Raw genomic sequence first — 21,681 nt, forward strand, 5'->3', positions numbered from 1 at the left:
CAATACAAGTTCAAATTATCAGTTTTTCCAAAAATGTAACTTAAGGTTACATTTTAAAAAGTAGGTAACCTTTTAGCTATCCTTAAATTTGAACTTGTTTATGATATTTTGACTTCAATTCTATTAATATATGAATCAGTAACTAAAAAAATAAACAATAATAAGCTATTTTCCGAGAGCCTGTACGTTATTAAGGTCTTCAAAAGCCTTTTTAAGTCGGGCTTTAAAAGTAAGTTCTCCTTCACGCAACCATTTTCTTGGGTCGTAATATTTTTTGTTTGGCACATCTGCACCATCTGGATTTCCAATTTGTTCAGCAAGATAATCTTTTTTGCTGTCCATATAATCACGAATTCCTTCTAGGTAAGCATATTGAAGATCGGTATCGATATTCATTTTTATCACCCCGTAGCTAATTCCTTCACGAATTTCTTCAACTGTAGAACCGCTACCGCCGTGGAATACAAAATTGATATGGTTTTCTTCAACCCCATATTTTTTAGTGATATATTCCTGTGAATTTTTCAGGATTACCGGGGTCAATTTTACATTCCCTGGTTTGTATACCCCGTGAACGTTACCAAAGGCAGCTGCAATAGTAAACTGGTCGCTTACCTTGCTTAATTCTTCGTAAGCACAGGCTACTTCTTCGGGTTGGGTATATAATTTAGAGGAATCAATATCGGTATTGTCCACCCCGTCTTCTTCACCACCGGTAACCCCAAGTTCAATTTCCAGGGTCATTCCCATTTTGCTCATCCTTTCAAGATATTTCTTGCAAATTTGAATATTCTCCTCCAAAGGTTCTTCAGAAAGATCAATCATGTGTGAGCTGTACAATGGTTTTCCAAATTGCTCAAAATGTTTCTCACTAGCATCAAGAAGGCCGTCTATCCAGGGAAGTAATTTTTTAGCACAATGATCAGTATGTAGGATTACTACAGCGCCATAAGCTTCTGCAAGCTCGTGAATGTGTTTTGCACCTGCAACGGCACCTAATATTGCGGATTTTTCATTATCGTTAGAAAGTCCTTTTCCGGCGTTAAACTGGCCACCTCCGTTTGAAAATTGAATTATAACCGGTGAATTTAATTCGGATGCCGTTTCCATTACAGCGTTCGCACTACTGGAACTTATAACGTTTACCGCCGGAAGGGCAAACCCCTTTTTCTTGGCATAATTGAATATTTCCTGTACTTCTTTTCCTGTAGCTACGCCTGGATTAATATTGTGACTCATATCTCTAAATTTTTGATTTAAACCAATTATCTTTTGTAGATTAACTTTAATGATGTTATTTTCCTCATAACCTATACCTTATAGGCAGGTCTTAAAATATTCCCTTTACAATTCATCTTGACCTAAGTAGTCCGAATTTTATACCCTTTTACTGCGAAAAATAAAATATACAGGTAGCAAGGTATCAGTATCAAATATGCCATTTGCGCATCAAGAAGATCAGCTAAATAACCATATAACAATGGGAGTATTGCACCTCCCGCAAGGGCCATGATCAATAAAGACGATCCTAATTTTGTAAAACGTCCCAATCCATCCAGGGCTAACGGCCAAATCGCAGGGAAAACCAAAGCATTTGCAAGCCCTAGCAGAGCGATCAAAAGAACAGAAGTAAAACCATCGAAAAGGAATGAACCTATGCTAAATATAACTCCTAAAATTGCGGAAATAATTAACGCCTTCTGCTGACTTAGATATTTAGGGATCGTAATTATGCCTATGAAATACCCTACTATCATAGCAACAAGGGTATAAGTCGTGAAAAATTTCGCTATTTTAGGTTCAAAACCTAAAGACAGTCCGTAACTTATTACTGTATCTCCGGCTATAACTTCTACTCCTATGTAAAAAAACATGGCTAATGTCCCCAATAACAAATGAGGAAATTGCATTATGCTTTTTTTGCTGCTATCGTACTTCTCTACGGATTTATCATTTTTATCTGTATCTACCTCCGGGAGCGAAGAATAAAAAATCAGTATGGCTAAAGCCACCAAAATTCCTGTCATAATGAGATAAGGAATAATAACTCTGGCTGCCAGCTGATTTAACTCATTAACCCTTTCTAAAGAATTCATAGATTCCAAATTCGCTACTAATTCATCTGTATTACTAAGAGCAATGGCACCGAGAACAATGGGAGCCAAACCCCCTGCAACTTTATTACAAACCCCCATTATACTCATCCTTTTTGCGGCACTTTCAATAGGACCGAGAATGGTGATATACGGGTTTGCAGCCGTTTGTAAAACAGCTAATCCAGTTCCCTGAATAAATAAGCCAATTAGAAAAAGATAGTACGTTCGGGTAAGCGCCGCCGGAATAAATGTTAAGGCTCCTAAAGCCATCACCACCAAACCTACGGACATCCCTTTTTTAAAACCAGTCATTTTAAGGACCCAAGCTGATGGTATTGCCATTACTAAATAGGCAATGTAAAAAGCAAATGCGACCAAATAAGATTCAAAATTACTTAACTCACAGGCAATCTTAAGATAAGGGATCAGAACAGAATTTAACCATGTTACAAATCCGAAAATAAAAAACAAACTTCCGATCATTATAATTGAACGGGTTGAGTCATTTGAAGATTTTAGTTTACTGTTTTCTTTCTTTCTATCTGTTAGGTTCATGGTTATGTTGATTGTTTAAATAATCAGATTTTATTCGGTCAACTAGTCTTTCCGATAAAAGCCCAATTTATATATAAATCATGAAATATTAAAACAAAACTTTCGTTTCCTTTTTTTATTTATAGTGAAAATATAAATTTATTTTATTTTAAAAATTTACTTTATAATAGCTAAAACCCCATAACATCTATTGTTTATGATAAATTAATAGTTAAATTTCCTGCATTTTTACAAAGATATTTCTACCTGAAATAGTTTTGTCATTTATCGTTCTATTTTTTTTATATATATTGCGTAAGTAAAAAACAAAGAAAATGAAAGTATTATTCCTAAATACAGGATTTTTATTAATTCATAGAAATCCTAATCAAAAAGGTGCAAATTAATCTTTAATAAAAACTATATTATGAAAACATTGGTTACATTATTGACCCTTCTATTATTTATGTCTTGCAATGAAAATGAAGGGAAAGAAGTGCAGGAATCAACAACACCTACTACTTCTAAAAATGAAATAACATTTGAAAAATCCAGTATGGATTTTGTGAATCCAGAAAGAGGCTTCTATCGCGCTTCAAGAGTTTCATCAAACAATTATGAAGTGCTTTCAGCAGAAAATTTAAAGAATTACAGGGAAGAAACCACCTCGAACGGTTCCTCCTACCGGACCTATAATTCGCTGGTATTCCGCTATTTTGTATTAGAAGATTTTGTAGATCAACCAATCTCACAAGATTACCTTGACTCCATGCAGGACGATTTTGATGCCGCAAGAGAAGCCGGGGTGAAACTAATTCCACGATTTGCTTATACGGTCTCCCCTCGTTCTGGAGATTGTCCTGAAGGTTCTTTTTGTCCGCCATATGGTGATGCATCAAAGGAGATTATTTTACAACATATAGATCAGGTTGGTCCAATTCTTTCAGCAAATGCAGACGTGATTTTTACCATTCAGATGGGATTCATTGGTATATGGGGTGAACAGTATTATACAGATCACTTTGGTGATGCTTCTTCAAACGGTAATCAGGGGAAATTGACTGATGAAAACTGGGAGGATCGAATTGAAGTTCTCAAAGCTTTATTGGACGCTGTCCCGAAAGAAATAATGGTTCAAGTTCGATATCCTCAAATCAAACAGCGAGCTGTTTACGGCATTGATGCAGAGACCTCTTCAGCTCCACTTACCAAAGATGAGGCTTTCAGTGGTTCCGACAAAGCACGGATAGGTATCCACAATGATTGTTTATTTGCCAGTGCGGATGATTTTGGCACTTATAAAGACTATGGCAACTCCAACACTCCGGCAAGTATGGATATAGAAACCCTTAAAACTTATTTTGCGGAAGACAGTAAATGGGTTGTTATAGGTGGGGAAACTTGTTCTGACGGTTATAGTCCTGAAAATGATTGTGCTCCTGGGGGAATGGCCGATGAAGACTTGAGAAAATTACATTACACCTATCTCAACGCAGATTATAATAATGAAGTAAATAACGACTGGGTAGATGGTGGATGCATGGATGATATTAAAAAGAATCTGGGATACCGTCTGGTACTGCAACGTGCTGTGATCCCTGAAACCATAAGTATATCTGAACAATTTGATATTGAACTCGATTTTAAAAATGTGGGATATGCTTCCCCTGTAAAGGAACGACCTGTGTTTTTGGTTTTGAAAAATATTTCAACTCAAAAAGAAATTCGACTACCATTGGAAACCGATATCAGGTTTTGGACCAATGAAATAAACCTGGAGCAGAGTTTTGACCTGAAGGAGGTGGAAGCTGGAGAGTACACGGTCCATATATTTTTACCTGATTCCAATTCATCCATTGCCGAGCGGCCAGAGTACGCCATCAGACTAGCAAATAAAGATGTATGGGATGAAGAGACAGGATACAATGATCTTAATTTGACCTTAACCTTGAATGATTAACAGCGATAGTGCATATAATAAATATACCAGCATGAAAAAAGTTTTGTACAAAAGATTTCTATTAACCACCTGTTTAATGGCATCCTTTTTTCTTAAAGCTCAGGAAATAACAGATTCTACCACCGTTGAATTACTCCCTGAGGAGAAGTGGTGGGCAGGAGTTGTAAGGGAGGGGCATTTAATGCCCTTTGAACCCAATGAGGAATATTCCATAGACTTGATGGGGAATAATGAAGGTAACCAAATACAGCCGCTCCTGCTCTCTGATAAAGGAAGGATCATATGGTCTGAGTCACCTATAAAATTTACAATAGGTGAAAGTGAAATATCAGTTGCCTCTTATGGATCTCCTATCGATGTTAAAAGATCAAGTAAAGACAGTAATTTAAAAGAAGCTTTTCAATTTGCTTCCTCTGAATATTTCCCTGCATCTGGAAAAATACCAGATACTCTTCTCTTTACCAAACCTCAATACAATACCTGGATTGAACTTATTTACAATCAAAATCAAGAAGATATCCTCGAATATGCGCAGAACATCATTAAGAACGGGTTCCCTCCCGGAGTTCTAATGATCGATGACAACTGGCAAGAGGATTATGGAAAATGGCAATTCCACGAAGGTAGATTCGAAGATCCTAAAGAAATGGTAGATTCGTTACATCAGATGGGGTTCAAGGTGATGCTGTGGGTTTGTCCATTTGTTAGTCCTGACAGCGACGTTTACAGAAATTTGGAGGATAAAAAGTACCTGATTCAAGAAGCTACGGGCGACAACAATCCTTTGATTGTTCGCTGGTGGAATGGCGCGAGCGGAGTCCTTGATTTCACCAATCCTGGTGCGGTTAGCTGGTACGAGGAACAGCTGGACAGGCTGGTGGATACCTATGGTATTGATGGATTTAAATTTGATGCAGGAGACAGTTACTTCTATGACCAGCCGTTAAAATCCTTTAAAGATGTTTCTCCTAATGAACATACACTGACTTTTCAGAAGTTTGGTCTGAAGTACCCTTTAAACGAATATAGAGCATCCTGGAAAATGGGAGGCCAGCCCCTGGCACAAAGATTACATGATAAAGGTCATAACTGGGATGATCTTCAGATGTTAATCCCCCAGATGTTACTTCAAGGTCTTATAGGCTATCCTTTTAATGCTCCTGATATGATTGGAGGCGGGGAATTCGGTTCCTTCATTAATCTGGAAGCTGTGGATCAGGAATTGATCGTACGATCTGCACAGGTTCACGCTCTTATGCCCATGATGCAATTTTCAGTTGCTCCTTGGAGGGTTTTAGATGAAAAACATTTCGAAGCCGTACAAAAATCGGTGGAGCTAAGAAAGCAGTATTTACCACTTATTATGGATCTAGTTCACCAAGCATCGGAAAATGGCGAACCAATAGTCAGGCCAATGGAATATGAGTTCCCTGGAGAGGGTTATTATAATATAAAAGATCAGTTCATGTTAGGGTCTGATATTCTTGTTGCACCTATCTTACAGAGGGGTGTTTCTTCCAGGACGGTTATTTTACCCAAAGGAAGGTGGACCTGGAAAGACAAAATATATAAAGGAGGAAAGAACATTGAGATAGAAGTAGCTCTAAATGAATTGCCTGTTTTCGAAAGAAAGTAGGCAGCTATTTTATTGCTCAGGGTTCTACATGATTCTTCCCTGAAAATTAAATAATCGCTAAAATTATAATCGTAAAGTTTATGGGAAAATCACGTTCGTGGTTCTTTTATGCAATCATTACAACGGTTTTTTGGGGCGTTTGGGGCGCACTTATTGAAATTCCAGAAAAAGAGGGTTTTCCTGCTACTCTAGGCTATGTAACATGGTCACTAACCATGATTCCATGTGCCGTAATCGCCTTATATTTTGTAAAGTGGAAAATAGAAACCAATAAACGTTCGATCCTGTTGGGATCAGCCGTGGGAATTCTTGGTGCAGGAGGACAACTCCTGCTTTTCCAAGCGCTTCGCGACGGCCCTGCATATATCATTTTCCCCTTAATATCACTCTCCCCTGCCCTTACCATTCTTCTTTCGGTAATTCTCTTAAAAGAAAAAACATCCTTTTTGAAATGGATTGGCATTGCAACGGCAATGGTAGCTATTTTCTTCCTATCCTATCAAGAACCCGGAGCATCGGATGCAAGAGGATATCTATGGCTTGGTCTTTCAATTCTGGTATTTGCGGCCTGGGGTTTACAAGCTTTTATTATGAAATTTTCCAATGAAACCATGAAAGCAGAAAGCATTTTCTTCTACATGGCTTTAATGGGGCTAATCTTAGCGCCTTTTGCCTTATGGATGACCGATTTCAGTCAACCGATTAATTGGGGCTTTAAAGGACCATATCTCGCGGCTATAGTACATGTATTAAATGCAATAGGTGCCCTAACCCTCGTTTATGCTTTTCGCTATGGGAAAGCAATAATTGTGGCGCCTCTTACAGGACTTGCACCTCTAATTACAATAGTGTTGTCACTAATTATTTACGGTGTCATGCCGGGTCCTATTCTAATAATTGGACTAATTTTAGCTATTGGGGCTATATTTATTTTATCAATTTGACCTTTTAAGGTATTAGAGTAAATTTAAAGTAATATGTTTTTCATCTTATAAAGTCCTTTTTCAGGATAGGGAATCCCAAATAAATAATTGTTGAACCAGGACACTATCTTGTATGTTTTTACCTTCAAAAGAAGGAGTTTGACTATGTACATTTTTTATCACCTATCATAAGACTGGATTAAAGGATTTAAACAGGTAGATCGAATAAAATATAGAGAAAATATCTTTTCGTAGTAAGCATATCATTCAGCCTTATCTGTATTTCCAGGTCAAAAACCCTTAAAATTTATATCGACAAGAAAGCATACCGATGCCAACTAATTCCCGAGCTTATTTATAATACGGCTGAAATCGTTTATTCCATTAAAAACGAAATCACCATTGCTGCAACTCTTCATAGGATTTAAGTAATTGTTTTTAATTTTTTCACATATTTCGTCTTTAAAAAAATAAGATTAGCTTATAATCTCACTTTTCATACTTAGTACATACAGAGGCATTTGCTGTGAGTCTTCAACCGATGAAACCTAATCCAAAATACGGATTGGGCACCAATAGATTATTGTTTTTAATGAGAGGAAGTTTAAACACGACACCCCAATCCTTGCTTAAATGCTATTCAAATTTAGAATTAACTTAATAAGTTTTTTAAAATTGATGTATATATAATTCCGGCTTTCTCAAAAACACCATAGAGATACGGTCAACCGGATTTAATACTGTTTCTTCAATTTATTTGGTTAGGGTTCAATTGTAGTGGAACCAATTAAATTTGCACCTAAGGAAGTATTCCAAATATCATAGTTGGCAAACTGTATACTGCGTTTGTTGAGACTGGTTTCCTTAGGATCGTTGATCTTCAAATATATATCATAATCACCAGCAGGCATCTCCCCAAATTTATCCAAATTGATCGAGAAGTTCACCTTATGCCAGGCATTAGTATTATCTGGCCTATTGTTTATAAATGGCTTCCAGTGACTTGCATCAAGGTTAGTTAATGTCTTATATATGTTGAAACTATCTTTTGCTTGCAGAATTACCGATACATCTTTCCTGTTTACAACATTGCCAAAACCTACATTTTGAATCTTACCCTCGAATTTAAGGGTGCCATTAGGTTTAACCCATTCACTTACATAAGCCTCGCGTAGTACTAACCGGTAGCCCAACCTGTCCCGAATATATTCCATCGCGTTTCGCCCGTTATAAACCGGATCAAAAATGGCAGTTCGAGTCACTCCATCATGAGGAGATGTAAAGGGTTCAGTAATATTTTCTTTACTATAGACAAAGTCACCCCACAGCCCGTAAGTATTAGGGTTATAGCTTGTATTTAAATGAGTTGTTTTAGCATAGGCTGCTTCATAAAGAACATTCGGTAATCTTGGATAGATATTATCCTTAGAACCAGGCCCAACGGTTTCACCCCCATAGAAGTTATTTTGATTTCTCATCCACTCTAAAGCGGCATTTCGGTTATATTCGCCTCCAATTAATCGAAACCCTTCCGAAAGCGAGCCATTATCACTATAATCATTCCCTCCCGCAGAATAACTATCGTTGAACATACCGAAACGCTGTGCTTTTGTTCCGGGGTTTGGAGCGGGCATTAAATTATCAAAGCTGTAATTGGTACCATACTCAAGGTTATGCCATCCCATTACTCCGCCTGCATGCACTAAAATTGACCGTGAAGCGGGAACATAATCCAGTAATGCTGTTAGCAGCCAATGGTAATCCTCTGCATTTCCAGAATATGATGAGGAATGCATTTCGCCCCATGGACCAAAGATACCTCCTTTAACAGCCATTATACTTTCTTCATATTCACTGAAAACCCCTCCGAGCTGCCAAAGATGATATTCTACCCAGTTTTTATCTTTATGCCCTGGGATCCCACACGAATCAGATTCATTGACTTCTCCTGTTTCATACCAATTTCGACCTTTTGGTGCCCCTGGTTCAGGATCATGAATGAATTCGTCATATCCTCTCCTATTATTATAGGTATACCCCCGGCCATCATAACTAAATTTCACCAAGGCAACGGCTTTGCTCTCTCTTAGTCTTTGGAGTGCTGCCCGAACATAATCCAACGCAGCAGGTGTTAAAGCTTGTGTTGTTCCGTAATCTGGTTCAACATTTTCATCTTCACTCCAAGGTCCTTTTGGCAATCGGTTGAGAGGAGCATTTGATGAAAAGTTTTTCAGGTCGAATGACATATAGATAATACGTGCATTAACAAAAACTGTTGTACCGGTTATAGTGGATCCTAATTCAGGTAAATCCGGAGTTTCTTTTGCATCTACAGGCACTACATATTCTTGAGGTCTGTAAAACCCTCTGTCCGGATTGGGAATGTCAATCGGGTTTTCTGTATAATCTAGATCTTGCAACACAAGCAGGCCTACCCTATCATCACCTTCAGTAGCCTGTCCGGCACAAAAAAAACATATTAACACTAAACCAGCAATTAAGAGGGCGCTATTCCTTTTAAAAATTATCTCCATAATCTTATCTTATTTGGTACAAGTGTTTTAAGTTTAAGCTTCAACAGTGATTCCTTATAATTCAAAAATGATAATTAAGTTTTTCAATGGCCACTTTGGAAGTAGTGCAGAAGATTTTTTACTATTTTTTTACTGGAGTAGCCTCTAGAAGAATAAAGTCTTTAAACGCTACATCTATATAGGGGTCGGATGCTATTACCTTCTCATAATCTACCTGATTGAAATAATCCAGGATAAGGTATTCAGTATTGTTTTCTAGCCCTCGCAACTCTATTTCTCCTTCCCAAGAATCTGCATAAAAAGCAAAATACAGTCTATCTTGCTTTTTTACAGCATGGGCTTCAGGTTTATCATATCCAATGTCATACAGATTCCCAAGATACTCTTCTTTAGATAGCATCTTCTCATTATAGAGTGAAAACCATTTTTTCCAGATTGTTTCCTTGTCCTCGGTCAAAATAAACTCAGCCGCCTCCTCATTCGCGGTAGAACTGGGTACGGTAAACTTTGTTCCCAGTACAGCCCCAATACCAAACGAGCTTGCAAAATCATTCCCATTATCACTTAATTCTACGTGATCCCCGTAATAGGCGGTGTTAGGAACCAGAGCTTTATATGTTTTTCCTTTATGGCGTATCTGCCAACTTGATAATGGATCGGAAGAAACGGTTTGGTTGGTAGTCGCCATATTATAATAAGACATAACCGTACCGCAAGGACAATTTTCAACAACTGCATCCGGATTGATCTCTCGTGCTTCTTCATATATCATATGGAAAAAATCCGGGAGGCCCTTAACGGATTCTTCCGGTTTTTCCAGAGAATGATCAGGGGCCACAGCATTCATGTGCTGCCCATCCATTTTCAGTCCGTCGAATTTCCATTTATTCAAAAACAGATCAAGAAGATCTTTGGTATGTTCAATAGTCTTCTCTTTAGTGGGAGAAAGGTAATAGGCGTCCCACCAGGTAATAAACTGCGGTGCTCCATTTTCCAGTCTTATTTTCATTCCGGGAACATTCTTCAGAGACTTGCTGTGAGGATCGGCGGCAAGAGGCGTCCACCATATTTTCGCTTTTAAACCATGATCATGAATTGTTTCAACCAGGTTTTCGACTGCATCTTCACCATCAGGAAATCTGTCGGCAGCCGGCTGCCAGTCGCCCTCAGCAACCTGGAACCCATCGTCCAAAACAGCCCAGTCTATCCCCAAATCTTTTACCTTTGGAAGGGTATTGATTACTTCTTCCATTGTGAACTCTCTCCCATACCCCCAGGCACACCATATAGGCTCAAAAGCAGCCTCCTCCGGTTCTACTATTTCTATACCCTTTGCCTGCATCAGTTCAGAGTAATTAGCAAGGTTCTCATAATAGTCTCCCCTGGCTATGGAAACAAAGGTTTCCAAAGTGGAAAGAGTATCTCCTGCTTTAAATAAGGTTCGTTCGTCGAATTCCTTGGAAATACCTATGGAAACCTTAGAATCCTCTAACAATTCAGTTGGGAGATTTACCAGCTCAGGTACGAGTGACAAATGTCCTACAGCAACATTCAAATCCGGTCTCCAAACGCTGGTAACAGGAATTCCACCTCCGTAATCCGAATCGTTCATCCCCATGTAGTTCTTCTGATAATAACCGGGCTCGAGAGGTTTGATCCAGTCACTGCGCCGGGACGACGAACTTCCCTGAAAAGCCCAGAAAGGGGGTTGATCTCCTTGAGGAACGATATTATAATTCCCGTTCCTCCATTCTTCAATAAACATATCCTTCTCGGATAGGTTGACATATTCTACTTCCACTGCAATCAAACCGGGAAAATCATCATACGCAGTTAATTTTAAATTCTTCGCCAGTTTGAGACCATTATCTTCATACACCCCTTTTACTAGCCATTCTCTTGCAGGCAAATCTCCGTCTAGTTTACTCTCCTGCCACTCCTTAAGTTCAAAATCGGATATAACCCTCTCATCTAAAGTAATCCTTTCTGAGGCCTGGTAATCATCCATGACTGGTTTACTATCGGGAAAGCTTGATGAAATACGGGTATATAATGCAGCATTTACTTCATAAACAAGATTCCCATGAGTTATCCTCATAGATGGTTCTTTGGTCCCTTTTTTAATGGTGAAGCCTGTAATACCCACAACAACGAGCAGGACGCAACCAATAATAAAAAGGTTTCTTTTATTGAAGAATTTGTCTTGCATTCTCATAGTATACTTTCTTTAAAACATTGTTAGATAAACCAAAACCATTCAAGGGCCAATGATAACTGATCAAATCTTTCTGATAAAAATGTTCATCTTCAGTCTCCAGAATCCTGAAGGTAGTGGTGTACATTGATGGTGCCAGTCCCATATCAGTACCATAGAGCAGTCTGTCCTGGTACTTTTCAAAGAATTTCTTCACATGACGTGGAATCGGAGCGGTCTCCGCATATCGTGCCGAAATATCTGCATACAGGTTGGGAGACTTATCCAGAAGATTGCCCAAAAGATTAAGGTCATAACTTGTATTTGCAAAATGGCAGGCAATAAAAGTTGTCTCCGGATTATTGTTGACCGCATTCTCCAAGGTCGTCAATAGGGCTGCATGCCCCAGTATGCCTCCTTTTGTGGTGTCTACTTTCCATTCTTGAGCATTCATCAGGCCGTCATTATGCTTATCAATAGGTTGGTACATCCAGAATGGTTCAGCAACATGAATGTTAACCGGCATTCCCAATTCTCCGCATTTTTTGAGAAGGTCATCCATCCTTTCATCATCAATATGCATCCCGGAAGCTGCAGTGGGTTTAGAATAAGAGAGACCTTCACCCTTATCCCCCAACTCTCCCACACCTCGTGCACCTTTTTTATAGCATCGCAGGAGTTCTTCTGAAGCTTTTTCAGTCCAGTTCGGCTCATCGTAGCCTGTATAATCAATCCCACACCATACTTCAAAGCGACCTTGATATTTGGAATAGATATCATAGATACTGTCAAAAGCTGCTCCGGTCTGGTAAGTGAGAATTATTGTCTTTTCTATTCCAGCCTGATCCATGGTTTCAATCCATTTCTCAATTTCTGCTTTTGATTTGGCATAGGGATGAGAATGCATATCAATAACAGGGAACTTGGCCTTTTTAGGCAATGTTTCTGGAATATTATATATGGAAACAGGATCATATTCCTTTAAAAGAATTTCCTTTTCTTGTCCAAAAGAAAAGCTAAAAGTCATTATTGCCAGAAGAGTTGTAAAAATTTCTCTTATCATAATTTGATTTTTTTTACGTGGAATGCATATCGTTGAAAGCTGCTAGATGAGGCTCTTAGCTCAAACTTCCATTACCTATAAATCCATATTAGAAAATATACATTAAACAAATAAATTCACAGTATGGAAGCTCTATTATTGATTTGAAATCCAAAAAAATTTTATCATTCGATTATTTATTCTATTAAAGCTTTAGAGCAAAATCCCACATTCTTTTATATTTTGCGTACAGACTTATTTAATAATTCCTTAGCTGGTATCTACCTGAAAAAAATTAAACTAGATAATTTTAAAGAAATCTAGTTCAAAAGTCCGAGTATTTATCTGGTGTTCCTTTAGCTCTTCATATCATTCTGCTTTCTTACTGAAATAAGAAATTAGCAAAATGTTCATACTCGTGAAAACTAGTTTCTATGGGAGCTTTGGACCATAAAATTGCCTTCTCCCTCTGGTAATCAATTCTACAAATATTTCCTTTCCACATTGAGCCTACCCCTGGCGTAATATTTAAAAGAGGTCTTAAAAGCTGGAAGGGTATAAAGAATTCTGCCTTCCAGCTTAAAATTTTTGAGTGACTTCTTTTTTCTCCGCCTTCGACGCTTGTAGCATGGCGAGTTCTCCTATCTGAATCATAATGAAAAGGCATCCATCTTACGATATTACCCTCTTCATTAGAAACCAATATTGGAAGTTCATAATCCAGAGGAGAAATTTCATACTCGAAATACACCGGGGCGGAATTATTTGGCCAAAGGAAAACCTCCACCACATCTTCATTCCAAAGATCTTCAAAATCAGAATTCATAGTAGCAGTGAGTTCTTTATCTTCACAATAGAACAGAAAATAAATACCATTTTCTGAATACAATACTTTAGCTCTAGTTAGCTGATTTTCAACCGATGAATTACGTTGAGGTAAAGTTATCCATTCCGCAGAATTCCAGTTTGGATTTTCTCCTTTACCGTTGAGTTCAAAATCAGAAGTTTTTTTAACCTCGATAATTTCTGTTTCGCCTCTATCAGAATCATCCATACCTACATTTCTAACTTTTTTTGATCAAGATGAATTTTATACTTCTTCTCTCATGTATATGTATAGCTAAAAATCCATTATGATATTCTTATAGCTCAATTGGTATAAATGCAGATTCCGGTGTGCTAAAAGCAGGAACAGCTCCAATTTGAGTATAACCAGAATCACTTTCTGTAAGTGCAAAATTCACAACATCTCCAACATCCTCCCCCAGAATATCACGTGATATAGAAAATTCTATTACTTTGTTTCCATCGTTAGTATCGAATTCGGAGAAATTTACGGTTTCAGCAAAAGAGGCCATGGTATTCCAAGTCCAATCTCCACCTCCGGGTCCAGCATATTCGCTTACATTTCCTGAAGAGGCCGCAGGATCATCGGAATTGTAAAATCCTTCACCCATAATTTCGGCTCCTGAGGCTGCTGGAAACATCCAACTGAGGTGACCTGTATCTGGGTTATTATCGGTATCAAAATAAAAATTCATAACAGCTAGGTTCATATCGGGGGTTCCCTCTATATAGAAATTCAGCGCATCCCCAGATGCAAAGGTTTTGATTTTTAAAAGAGACCCTTCGCTACCCTCTGGATTTTCAAAGTTATACTCCACATGTTCCCAATCCGTGAAATCTCCATCAATTTTAATATTGGGACCAGTAATGCGAACGGTATCAACAAAAGTACTCGTCTGGTCTCCTCTAATTGCAGTAAGACTCACAAGGTACTCACCCTTTGCTGGAAACACGTGAGCCGGGTTGGAACGATCTGAGGTAGCTCCATTGTCATCGAAATCCCATTGATATTCCTCGGCGTTTCTGGAAAAATTGGTGAAATTCACCAGAAATCCATCCGTCACATAACTAAAAACAGCTTTTGTGTCACTGGAAGTATCTTCCTCCGTACTGCACGAGACACTGAGAATTAATACCAACATACTTAGGAAAGTTATATATTTATTTTTTTTCATGATATTGAGTATAAAATGATTGTTAATTAAATTAGAGATTCAAATTATCTGGTTAATCTGCCAGCACAGTTACTTGCTGATGAAGCCTATTCATACCACTTCCGGGATCCCAGGTGTCCGTATTAGCCAACCGCACCTTGTAATCTACTCTTTGCTCCAACCTCTCTGATACGTCGGCAATTTCCAGATGAAGTTCATAATCTCCAGCTGAGATTTCTGATAAATCCAGTTCTTGTGCTATCACAAAGGTTTTGTCCGGTTTTATTTCTCGCAGATATGCATCCAGTTCAAAGGAATACTGTTTTCCCTGCTCCTGATCTAGAAAGACCAGGTTAGTTACTTTAGGTTTATATAGCGGTGCAAAACCTTTATTGGTTAAACTAATCTCGAATCTATAGGCCTCATGTTGCCTTGCTTGTTCCGGTAAATCTGCAGTTAACAAAACCAGGCGATAACCTAAATTACGTTTAAATTCATCCAGACATCCTGCATCCTCCCATCTACTAATCACAGCCTGATAGTAATCCCGGTTCAAATAGGTCCATTTCAGGAGTTTCATTTCATTGCGCGCTTTTAAACAATCTGGATAATCTCCTTGGGGAGGACAGGTTTCCCCGCCAGTAGGAACATATAAGGCTTCCTGGCTGATGTATTTTTTCTCGGCCTCTACGTTTCCATATGTACCATAATCGTCTACTCCTGCCATAAAGCAATCATTATGGTGACCTACCCTGGCACGAAATTCATCTGTGTAGGCTATTGACTCTTCAATAGGCTCCGTAGTTTCGAAGATCTTTTGTTTGGCTCCCGGAGTTCTTACCTGGATCAGGAGATCCGGAGAAAGCTCCTCAAGCAACTTGAAAAGAACCTTACGTTCGTTTTCTACAGTAGTTAGTCCATGAGTAGAGTTGTGCCACTCCCCCCATGGACCGATAAATCCAGCCTGAATAAAAGCTAATACATCTTTGTTTGAATTAAGCACAGGAGCCAACTGCTCCACATGTTCTTCTATTCTTTCCAGTGAAGCATCTTCCCCTTCCATTTCATTAGTATATGCAAACCTTACAATAGCTTTGACCCCATTTTCACGTATGGCTTCCATATCTCTATTGATCATTTCTAACATTGCCTGCTCTATTAGTTTCTCTCTATAATTGGTCAAATAGTAAACCCGAATAATCAAGGATACATTTTGCGATCTAAGGGAACCAATTTGTGCCGAGGTCAAGCCATCACTTGGATTATGGGCCTCTGTATGATCATAGAAACCTCTGCCTGGATTAGGGAAAATCTCCTGTGATTCCGCGTAAATTATTCCTTCCGGTTTATTTTCTTCTAACTCTTCATTAGTTTCTGAATCAGAACAACCCAAACTTAAACTACAAAAGAGCAGGCTCCACAATAATCCGTTAAACATTTTCCTTCTAATTTTGTATGTTTTCAGTTCTATCCTCATTACAGACTATTAGTTATAACCTGGATTTTGAATAAATTCTCCTTTTCCTTCACTGATCCTTTCCAAAGAAAAGGGATATACAGTATCTGTTGCTGTTGCGTATGGCGATTGTGTAACTTCAATAACCCTAGATATAAGCTTATTATGGCGGATAAGATCTGCACGGTACTGTCCATTCTCACACCAAAATTCATGACTTCTCTCCGTTAAGATCATGTCATTAAAATCTGATAGACTGCTATAATTACTCAATTCAAAATCATCCAAACCGGCTCTTCTACGAATCCGGTTTACCAGCTCCATCGCTTCTTCATTTGGACCAGAAGAGTTAGCGATTGCTTCCGCTTTTGAAAGAAGAACATCTGCATATCGGTATTGTATAAGGTCAACTGTTGAAAGCATAGTCGTTCTTGCTACGTCAGGATCCATCTTTAGCGGAAGCGGCCCTAAGTTAAGGTTGGTGCCAGGATTGCTCCTATTATAGGTTATCCCGTCTGTTCCAGTATACTCCGCAATAAGATTTGTTTTCCGAACATCCTCATCTTCGAAAGTGTCATAAAACCACCAGGTACTTTGAACAGTTCCCCAGCCCCCTCTGCCTGGATAATTCGATGGCAGCGCCATCATCTGCCATTGGTTTTCACTAGTCCCTTCATAATCATTTGGAATAGCCCAGATTACTTCTTGGCTGCCTCTTGCTCCATCCAATTCCCATAAGCTTAAATAATCAGGATCCAGCTCATAATAATTCATAGCTATGATTTCATCTGAAAGTTTAATAACCTCATCCCATCTTTTTTCTTTAAGATTTAACCTTATAGAAAGCATTTTTGCAAGACCTTTACTAAATCGCCCATATTCCGTTTCCTGCGGAGTTGGAAGACCTTCAGCAGCCGCTTGAAGATCAGCCTCAATAAAATTAACCATTTCATCGTGGGAAAGTCTTGCCAAGGGCTCTTCTATAAGAGGATTCTTCAAAACCTCCAAAGGTGCTATAACTATTGGACCATACATATCGTATAAATAATAGGCCAGCATCCCTCTTGCACATCGAACCTCTGCAATAGCTTTTGTCTTAATTTCCTCACTCACATCTGCTTGTTGTATATAATCAATTGTGGTTGTCATGCGGCTGATTTTATTGTAGTAAGAGTCATAAAATAATGTAATCTCTGTACTTGCCGGGTTGAAATTGAGCAAACTCGCATTTAATTGAACTCCGAAATCACCTGTTAGAACTTCAGTGGTGGAGGCATTTGCAAACATAATCCCCCTTTCAGACGGTGTGTTTATTCCATCCCACCAAGATGCCCGTAACGGATAATAAGAAGCATCAACCATAGCCTGTACATCGGCTGCTGATTGCGGGAAAATTGCCGGATTAATTTCTCCATAATCTACCAGTTCAAGTTCTTTTGTACAACTATTCAAGCTAATGATAGCAGCAAGTAAAATTATTATTTGATGTGTTTTCATATCTTTTATTTTTTATTTTTAAAACGTTAAGTTTATTCCCAATGTATAGGTACTGACATTAGGATAAGCAGCAGTATAAGAATCCGTTTCTGGATCTATTCCGCCATAAGGAGTAATCACGAAAAGGTTTTGAGCATCAGCATGAATACGCGCTTGCTGCACTAAACCTCCAAACCATGTCTGAGGCAGATTATAACCCAAGGAAACGTTTTGCAAACGAATGAACCATGCATCTTCTAAAAAGAAATCCCCAGACCCGTATTCAGACCATGAATGATAAGAACTTGGCTGAGTTGTAGAAGGGTTTTCAGGAGTCCAGCGATCTTTAACTGTTCTCAGGGCATTATAGCCATAGGTAAAAATAGGTTCTGCACTTACTCCGTAAGCAGTGTAATTGGGGTCGACCATTTTGCGTCCCAACATTCCATTAAAATCGAATTTAAGATCAAAATTCTTGTAATTTATTATGTTCGAAAAACCTATGATGAAATCAGGATCTGAAGTCCCTATAAGCTTTGTATCCGCCTCATCTATTATTCCATCAGGTTCTCCAGTCCTCAGGAAACGACCATTTTCGTCAACTGCAGGGTTCCCATCCTCGTCTCTTACAAAACCATTAAAATCTACGAGCTTTATCATTCCCGGTTCTAAGTTAGGCTGAGCAGGAACTTCATCCCCCTCTTGCATAATGCCGTCAGAAATCCTGCTATATATGGCTCTAATGGGATCGTTCGTACTTTCATAAACCGCAGGCTTCCAATCATCAGCCCTCTCTCTCCAATTATCCTTGAACTTAGAAAAGGTAAATGTACTCTTCCATTGAAAGTCAGTGCTTTTAATATTATGAGTATTAACGGTGATTTCAACACCCTTACTTTCTGTTTCCCCAATATTTGCAATCACGGCATTTATTTCATGATAAGAATTAAGAGGTTTCGTAGCTAACAGATCAGAAATTATTCTATGGTATAATTCTAATGAGCCGTTAATTCGATTATTAAATATCCCAAAGTCGATTCCAAGATTAGCCTCAGTGGTTGTTTCCCACTTCAAATTAGGATTTTCAAGTCTTGAAAGAGAAACCCCAATATTTCTTACATCATCTCCGGAAAGATATGCCGGATAAGCTGAATAAGCCGCAAACGCATTACTACCAATGGAAGCATTTCCTGTTTGACCGTAACTTAACCTTAATTTCAGCTGTGAAATATTATCAATATTATCCATAAATGATTCTTCCGTGATATTCCAAGCGAATGCACCTGAAGGAAAAGTGGCCCATTTGTTATTCCTTGCAAAAACACTGGAACCATCGGTTCTTATAGTAAAAGTAGCTAGATACTTTTCTTTGAAATTATAATTGATTCTACTGAAATATGATGCAATCATTCTTTCCTGGCCATAAGAATTTACACTCCTAGTGCCCGTACCCGCGTTCAGGTTATTCCATAAAAAGGCATCAGTAATAAATCCAGTATTCCCACTACTGTTAGAAGCATCTTTGAAATGCTCTTCAGAAAGTCCTACTAATAAATCCAAATTATGTCCATCCCCAATCTCACGATTATAATTTGCGGTTGCTTGAATTAGGTAATGGTTATTATCAACTTCAGAAATACTAGCCCTTCCATCTTCCAGGGCCCCATGTAATGTAGTTTTCGGAATATAACTCCATCTATTTGTAAGACCTCGATCTACTCCGCCCTTTAATCTCACCAAAAGTCCTTCAAAAGGAGTTAAGTCCAAGAAGGAGTTAATCATGGTCCTCTCGATCCTCCCCCTATCAGTAATCGTTAGTAAGGAATAAGGGTTTGGTTGTTGGGACAATTGTGGGTTAATAGGATAATTACCATCTTCATCCACCGCCTGAATATGTGGCCCTTGTTGCATTGCAGCTCTTATTATACCAGAATTTTCCCAATTCCCCCCGCCCAGAGAACTATTTTCATTGTTTATTCTACTTGTAGAAAAATTAAATCCAAGCTTGACATAATCATTAAAAGTCTGGTCTAAATTTCCCCGAATAGTATACCTAGTAAGTGCCGAATTTTCAACTACCCCTTGCTGATCAAAATAGTTACCTGAAAGTCTATAATTAAAATTTTTACTTCCACCAGAAACTGAGATATTATGTTGTTCTATCATCCCGTTCCTGGTCACTAGATCAACCCAATCAGTTCCCTCACCTACATTGTCAATAGCATTCTGGGTATAAAGCTGCTGGTATTGACCTTGTACAGGATCTGCTTGAGCTTCTTCTAAGGTCCGTTCACCCCAGGGAGCCACATTATTCGTAAACAGCCAATCTTCATAGGCGGCTTCATTCCTCACCTCCATCCATTCGTTTAAGGGAAAAACATCAAAGGGATTGTTATACGGCTGGAAAGAAGTGGAAAAAGAGTATTGTACAGTAGGTTTACCCTGTACGCCTCGTTTAGTAGTTATTAAAATCACACCATTAGCTGCCCTGGCCCCATATATAGACGTTGCACTGGCATCTTTTAGAATCTCTATAGATTCAATATCATTAGGATTAAAAGTATTTAGTATACTCTGGGTTCCTGCATCATACCTGCCTCCCGTATCGGGTTGCTGTAAATCTGTAATAGGAAAACCATCAACTACAATTAACGGATCATTACTAGCATTAATTGACCCAGCTCCTCGAATTGTTATATCCAAACCACCCCCAGGTTGAGCGCTGTTCTGGGTAATATTCAATCCAGCCGCTTTTCCCTTTATCATATTTCCTATATCTGCACCCCCAGTCAACACCAAATCATCTGTTTCTATAGAAGAGATAGCTCCAGTTAAGTTCTTTTTCTTTTGTGTACCATATCCTATCAAAACCACTTCATCCAAGGCAGCTTTATCCTCTTCCATTGCCACATTAATTTGAGTTTGACCATTTACTTGTCTTTCCTTAGTTACAAAACCTACATATGAAAAGACTAAAACAGTATTATCAGGAACATCAATTTCAAATTCACCTTCAAAATTGGTCATCACACCATTTGAAGTACCCTTTTCAAGTATATTCACACCGGGTAGTGGAAGACCAGATTTAGCATCCGTAACAACTCCGACAACATCAATATTATCGTCCTGAGCCTGAAGGGATCCATAAAAGAGGAAAATACTAGATATCACTAAAAGAAAATTCTTCATTTTATATAATTATTATTGGTTAAAAATTTTATATAATTATCAATACTGGCTTTAAAAATTATTTTAGCTTATTATTCTCCTGTATTATGTTTTAAGCCTGTTAAAGCTCATTCCAAATTCCACCTTTACATATTTGCAGATTAATTATTAAACTTATGTTTAAATTACATCAAGGATAATTTTTTTAATACTGTAAAAGCATATTATTCAATTACATACAAGAGAAAAAACAGCTCATTGGGATGCAAGGAAATTATAAAAAATGGAACCCCTCCAACAATCATCCATACCGTTCTTTTGTTTATTGAATTTTCTGCCTCTGAAAAACACAACGAAATAAAATAATTTCCCCTAATTCTGATTTAGAAGCAAAAAATCATTAGCAATGATAGAATTGAAATATTAATTTTAAATATTTACTTTCAAAACCTTTTGCTAATATAAATTAATTTATCAATTAACAAAAATTTTTTATTCTTATCTTTGATTAAGCTCTATAACATAATATATACATGTTATAATGTAATTTTTTAACATATTAAATTATTACAAATATTTCATTATCTTTCTTTTTAATAGGAAATAATTAAAAAAAATGCCCTAAAAGTAATTATATAGCTATAACGGCATTTATTTTCTTG

13 protein-coding genes are annotated in these 21,681 nt (G+C 38.0%); 3 read left to right on the forward strand and 10 right to left on the reverse strand.

Annotated features, from left to right (window positions below; all coding sequences use genetic code 11):
* Positions 1 to 165: 165 nt before the first annotated feature.
* Together fbaA and RM539_RS18400 are read right to left on the reverse strand one after the other, a co-directional pair.
* Positions 166 to 1,239, reverse strand: a complete 1,074-nt coding sequence (gene fbaA, locus RM539_RS18395; protein WP_311504889.1) for a class II fructose-bisphosphate aldolase — start codon at positions 1,237 to 1,239, stop codon at positions 166 to 168.
* Positions 1,240 to 1,361: 122 nt separating this feature from the next.
* Positions 1,362 to 2,651, reverse strand: coding sequence for a sugar MFS transporter (locus RM539_RS18400; protein ID WP_311504890.1), 1,290 nt, complete (start codon positions 2,649 to 2,651; stop codon positions 1,362 to 1,364).
* Between the two features lie 406 nt (positions 2,652 to 3,057).
* Here RM539_RS18400 and RM539_RS18405 point away from each other — a divergent pair, with 406 nt between their 5' ends.
* From RM539_RS18405 to RM539_RS18415, 3 genes are all read left to right on the forward strand, one after another.
* The gene (locus RM539_RS18405; protein ID WP_311504891.1) at positions 3,058 to 4,590 is read left to right on the forward strand and encodes a DUF4832 domain-containing protein; all 1,533 of its coding nucleotides are present in this window, start codon (positions 3,058 to 3,060) and stop codon (positions 4,588 to 4,590) included.
* 76 nt (positions 4,591 to 4,666) lie between these two features.
* The gene (locus RM539_RS18410; RefSeq protein ID WP_311504892.1) at positions 4,667 to 6,226 is read left to right on the forward strand and encodes a glycoside hydrolase family 31 protein; all 1,560 of its coding nucleotides are present in this window, start codon (positions 4,667 to 4,669) and stop codon (positions 6,224 to 6,226) included.
* An 80-nt stretch (positions 6,227 to 6,306) separates the two neighbouring features.
* Positions 6,307 to 7,170, forward strand: a complete 864-nt coding sequence (locus tag RM539_RS18415; protein ID WP_311504893.1) for an EamA family transporter — start codon at positions 6,307 to 6,309, stop codon at positions 7,168 to 7,170.
* A gap of 740 nt (positions 7,171 to 7,910) precedes the next feature.
* On the opposite strand, the gene RM539_RS18420 is transcribed toward RM539_RS18415, so the two are convergent.
* The 8 genes from RM539_RS18420 to RM539_RS18455 form a co-directional block, all read right to left on the reverse strand.
* A complete protein-coding gene (locus RM539_RS18420; protein WP_311504894.1) occupies positions 7,911 to 9,683 on the reverse strand; it encodes a DUF4832 domain-containing protein in 1,773 nt (590 codons plus the stop codon).
* A gap of 121 nt (positions 9,684 to 9,804) precedes the next feature.
* The gene (locus RM539_RS18425; RefSeq protein WP_311504895.1) at positions 9,805 to 11,898 is read right to left on the reverse strand and encodes a glycoside hydrolase family 36 protein; all 2,094 of its coding nucleotides are present in this window, start codon (positions 11,896 to 11,898) and stop codon (positions 9,805 to 9,807) included.
* On the reverse strand, positions 11,870 to 12,940 hold the full coding sequence (locus RM539_RS18430) for an amidohydrolase family protein (protein ID WP_311504896.1): 1,071 nt from the start codon (positions 12,938 to 12,940) through the stop codon (positions 11,870 to 11,872). The genes RM539_RS18425 and RM539_RS18430 overlap by 29 nt, the downstream gene beginning before the upstream one ends.
* A 361-nt stretch (positions 12,941 to 13,301) precedes the next feature.
* Positions 13,302 to 13,973 (reverse strand): carbohydrate-binding family 9-like protein, encoded by a 672-nt coding sequence (locus RM539_RS18435; protein ID WP_311504897.1) that lies wholly within the window; start codon positions 13,971 to 13,973, stop codon positions 13,302 to 13,304.
* 88 nt (positions 13,974 to 14,061) lie between these two features.
* Positions 14,062 to 14,940: a PKD domain-containing protein gene (locus RM539_RS18440; protein ID WP_311504898.1), complete on the reverse strand. Its 879-nt coding sequence runs from the start codon at positions 14,938 to 14,940 to the stop codon at positions 14,062 to 14,064.
* A gap of 52 nt (positions 14,941 to 14,992) precedes the next feature.
* Complete coding sequence (locus RM539_RS18445; RefSeq protein WP_311504899.1) at positions 14,993 to 16,357, reverse strand: DUF4832 domain-containing protein; 1,365 nt, start codon at positions 16,355 to 16,357, stop codon at positions 14,993 to 14,995.
* Positions 16,358 to 16,405: 48 nt separating this feature from the next.
* The gene (locus tag RM539_RS18450; protein WP_311504900.1) at positions 16,406 to 17,872 is read right to left on the reverse strand and encodes a RagB/SusD family nutrient uptake outer membrane protein; all 1,467 of its coding nucleotides are present in this window, start codon (positions 17,870 to 17,872) and stop codon (positions 16,406 to 16,408) included.
* Between the two features lie 18 nt (positions 17,873 to 17,890).
* Positions 17,891 to 21,040, reverse strand: coding sequence for a SusC/RagA family TonB-linked outer membrane protein (locus RM539_RS18455; RefSeq protein WP_311504901.1), 3,150 nt, complete (start codon positions 21,038 to 21,040; stop codon positions 17,891 to 17,893).
* Positions 21,041 to 21,681 lie beyond the last annotated feature (641 nt).

Origin of the sequence: Autumnicola musiva, assembly GCF_031846585.1 — a bacterium.
GTDB classification, from domain to species: domain Bacteria; phylum Bacteroidota; class Bacteroidia; order Flavobacteriales; family Flavobacteriaceae; genus Autumnicola; species Autumnicola musiva.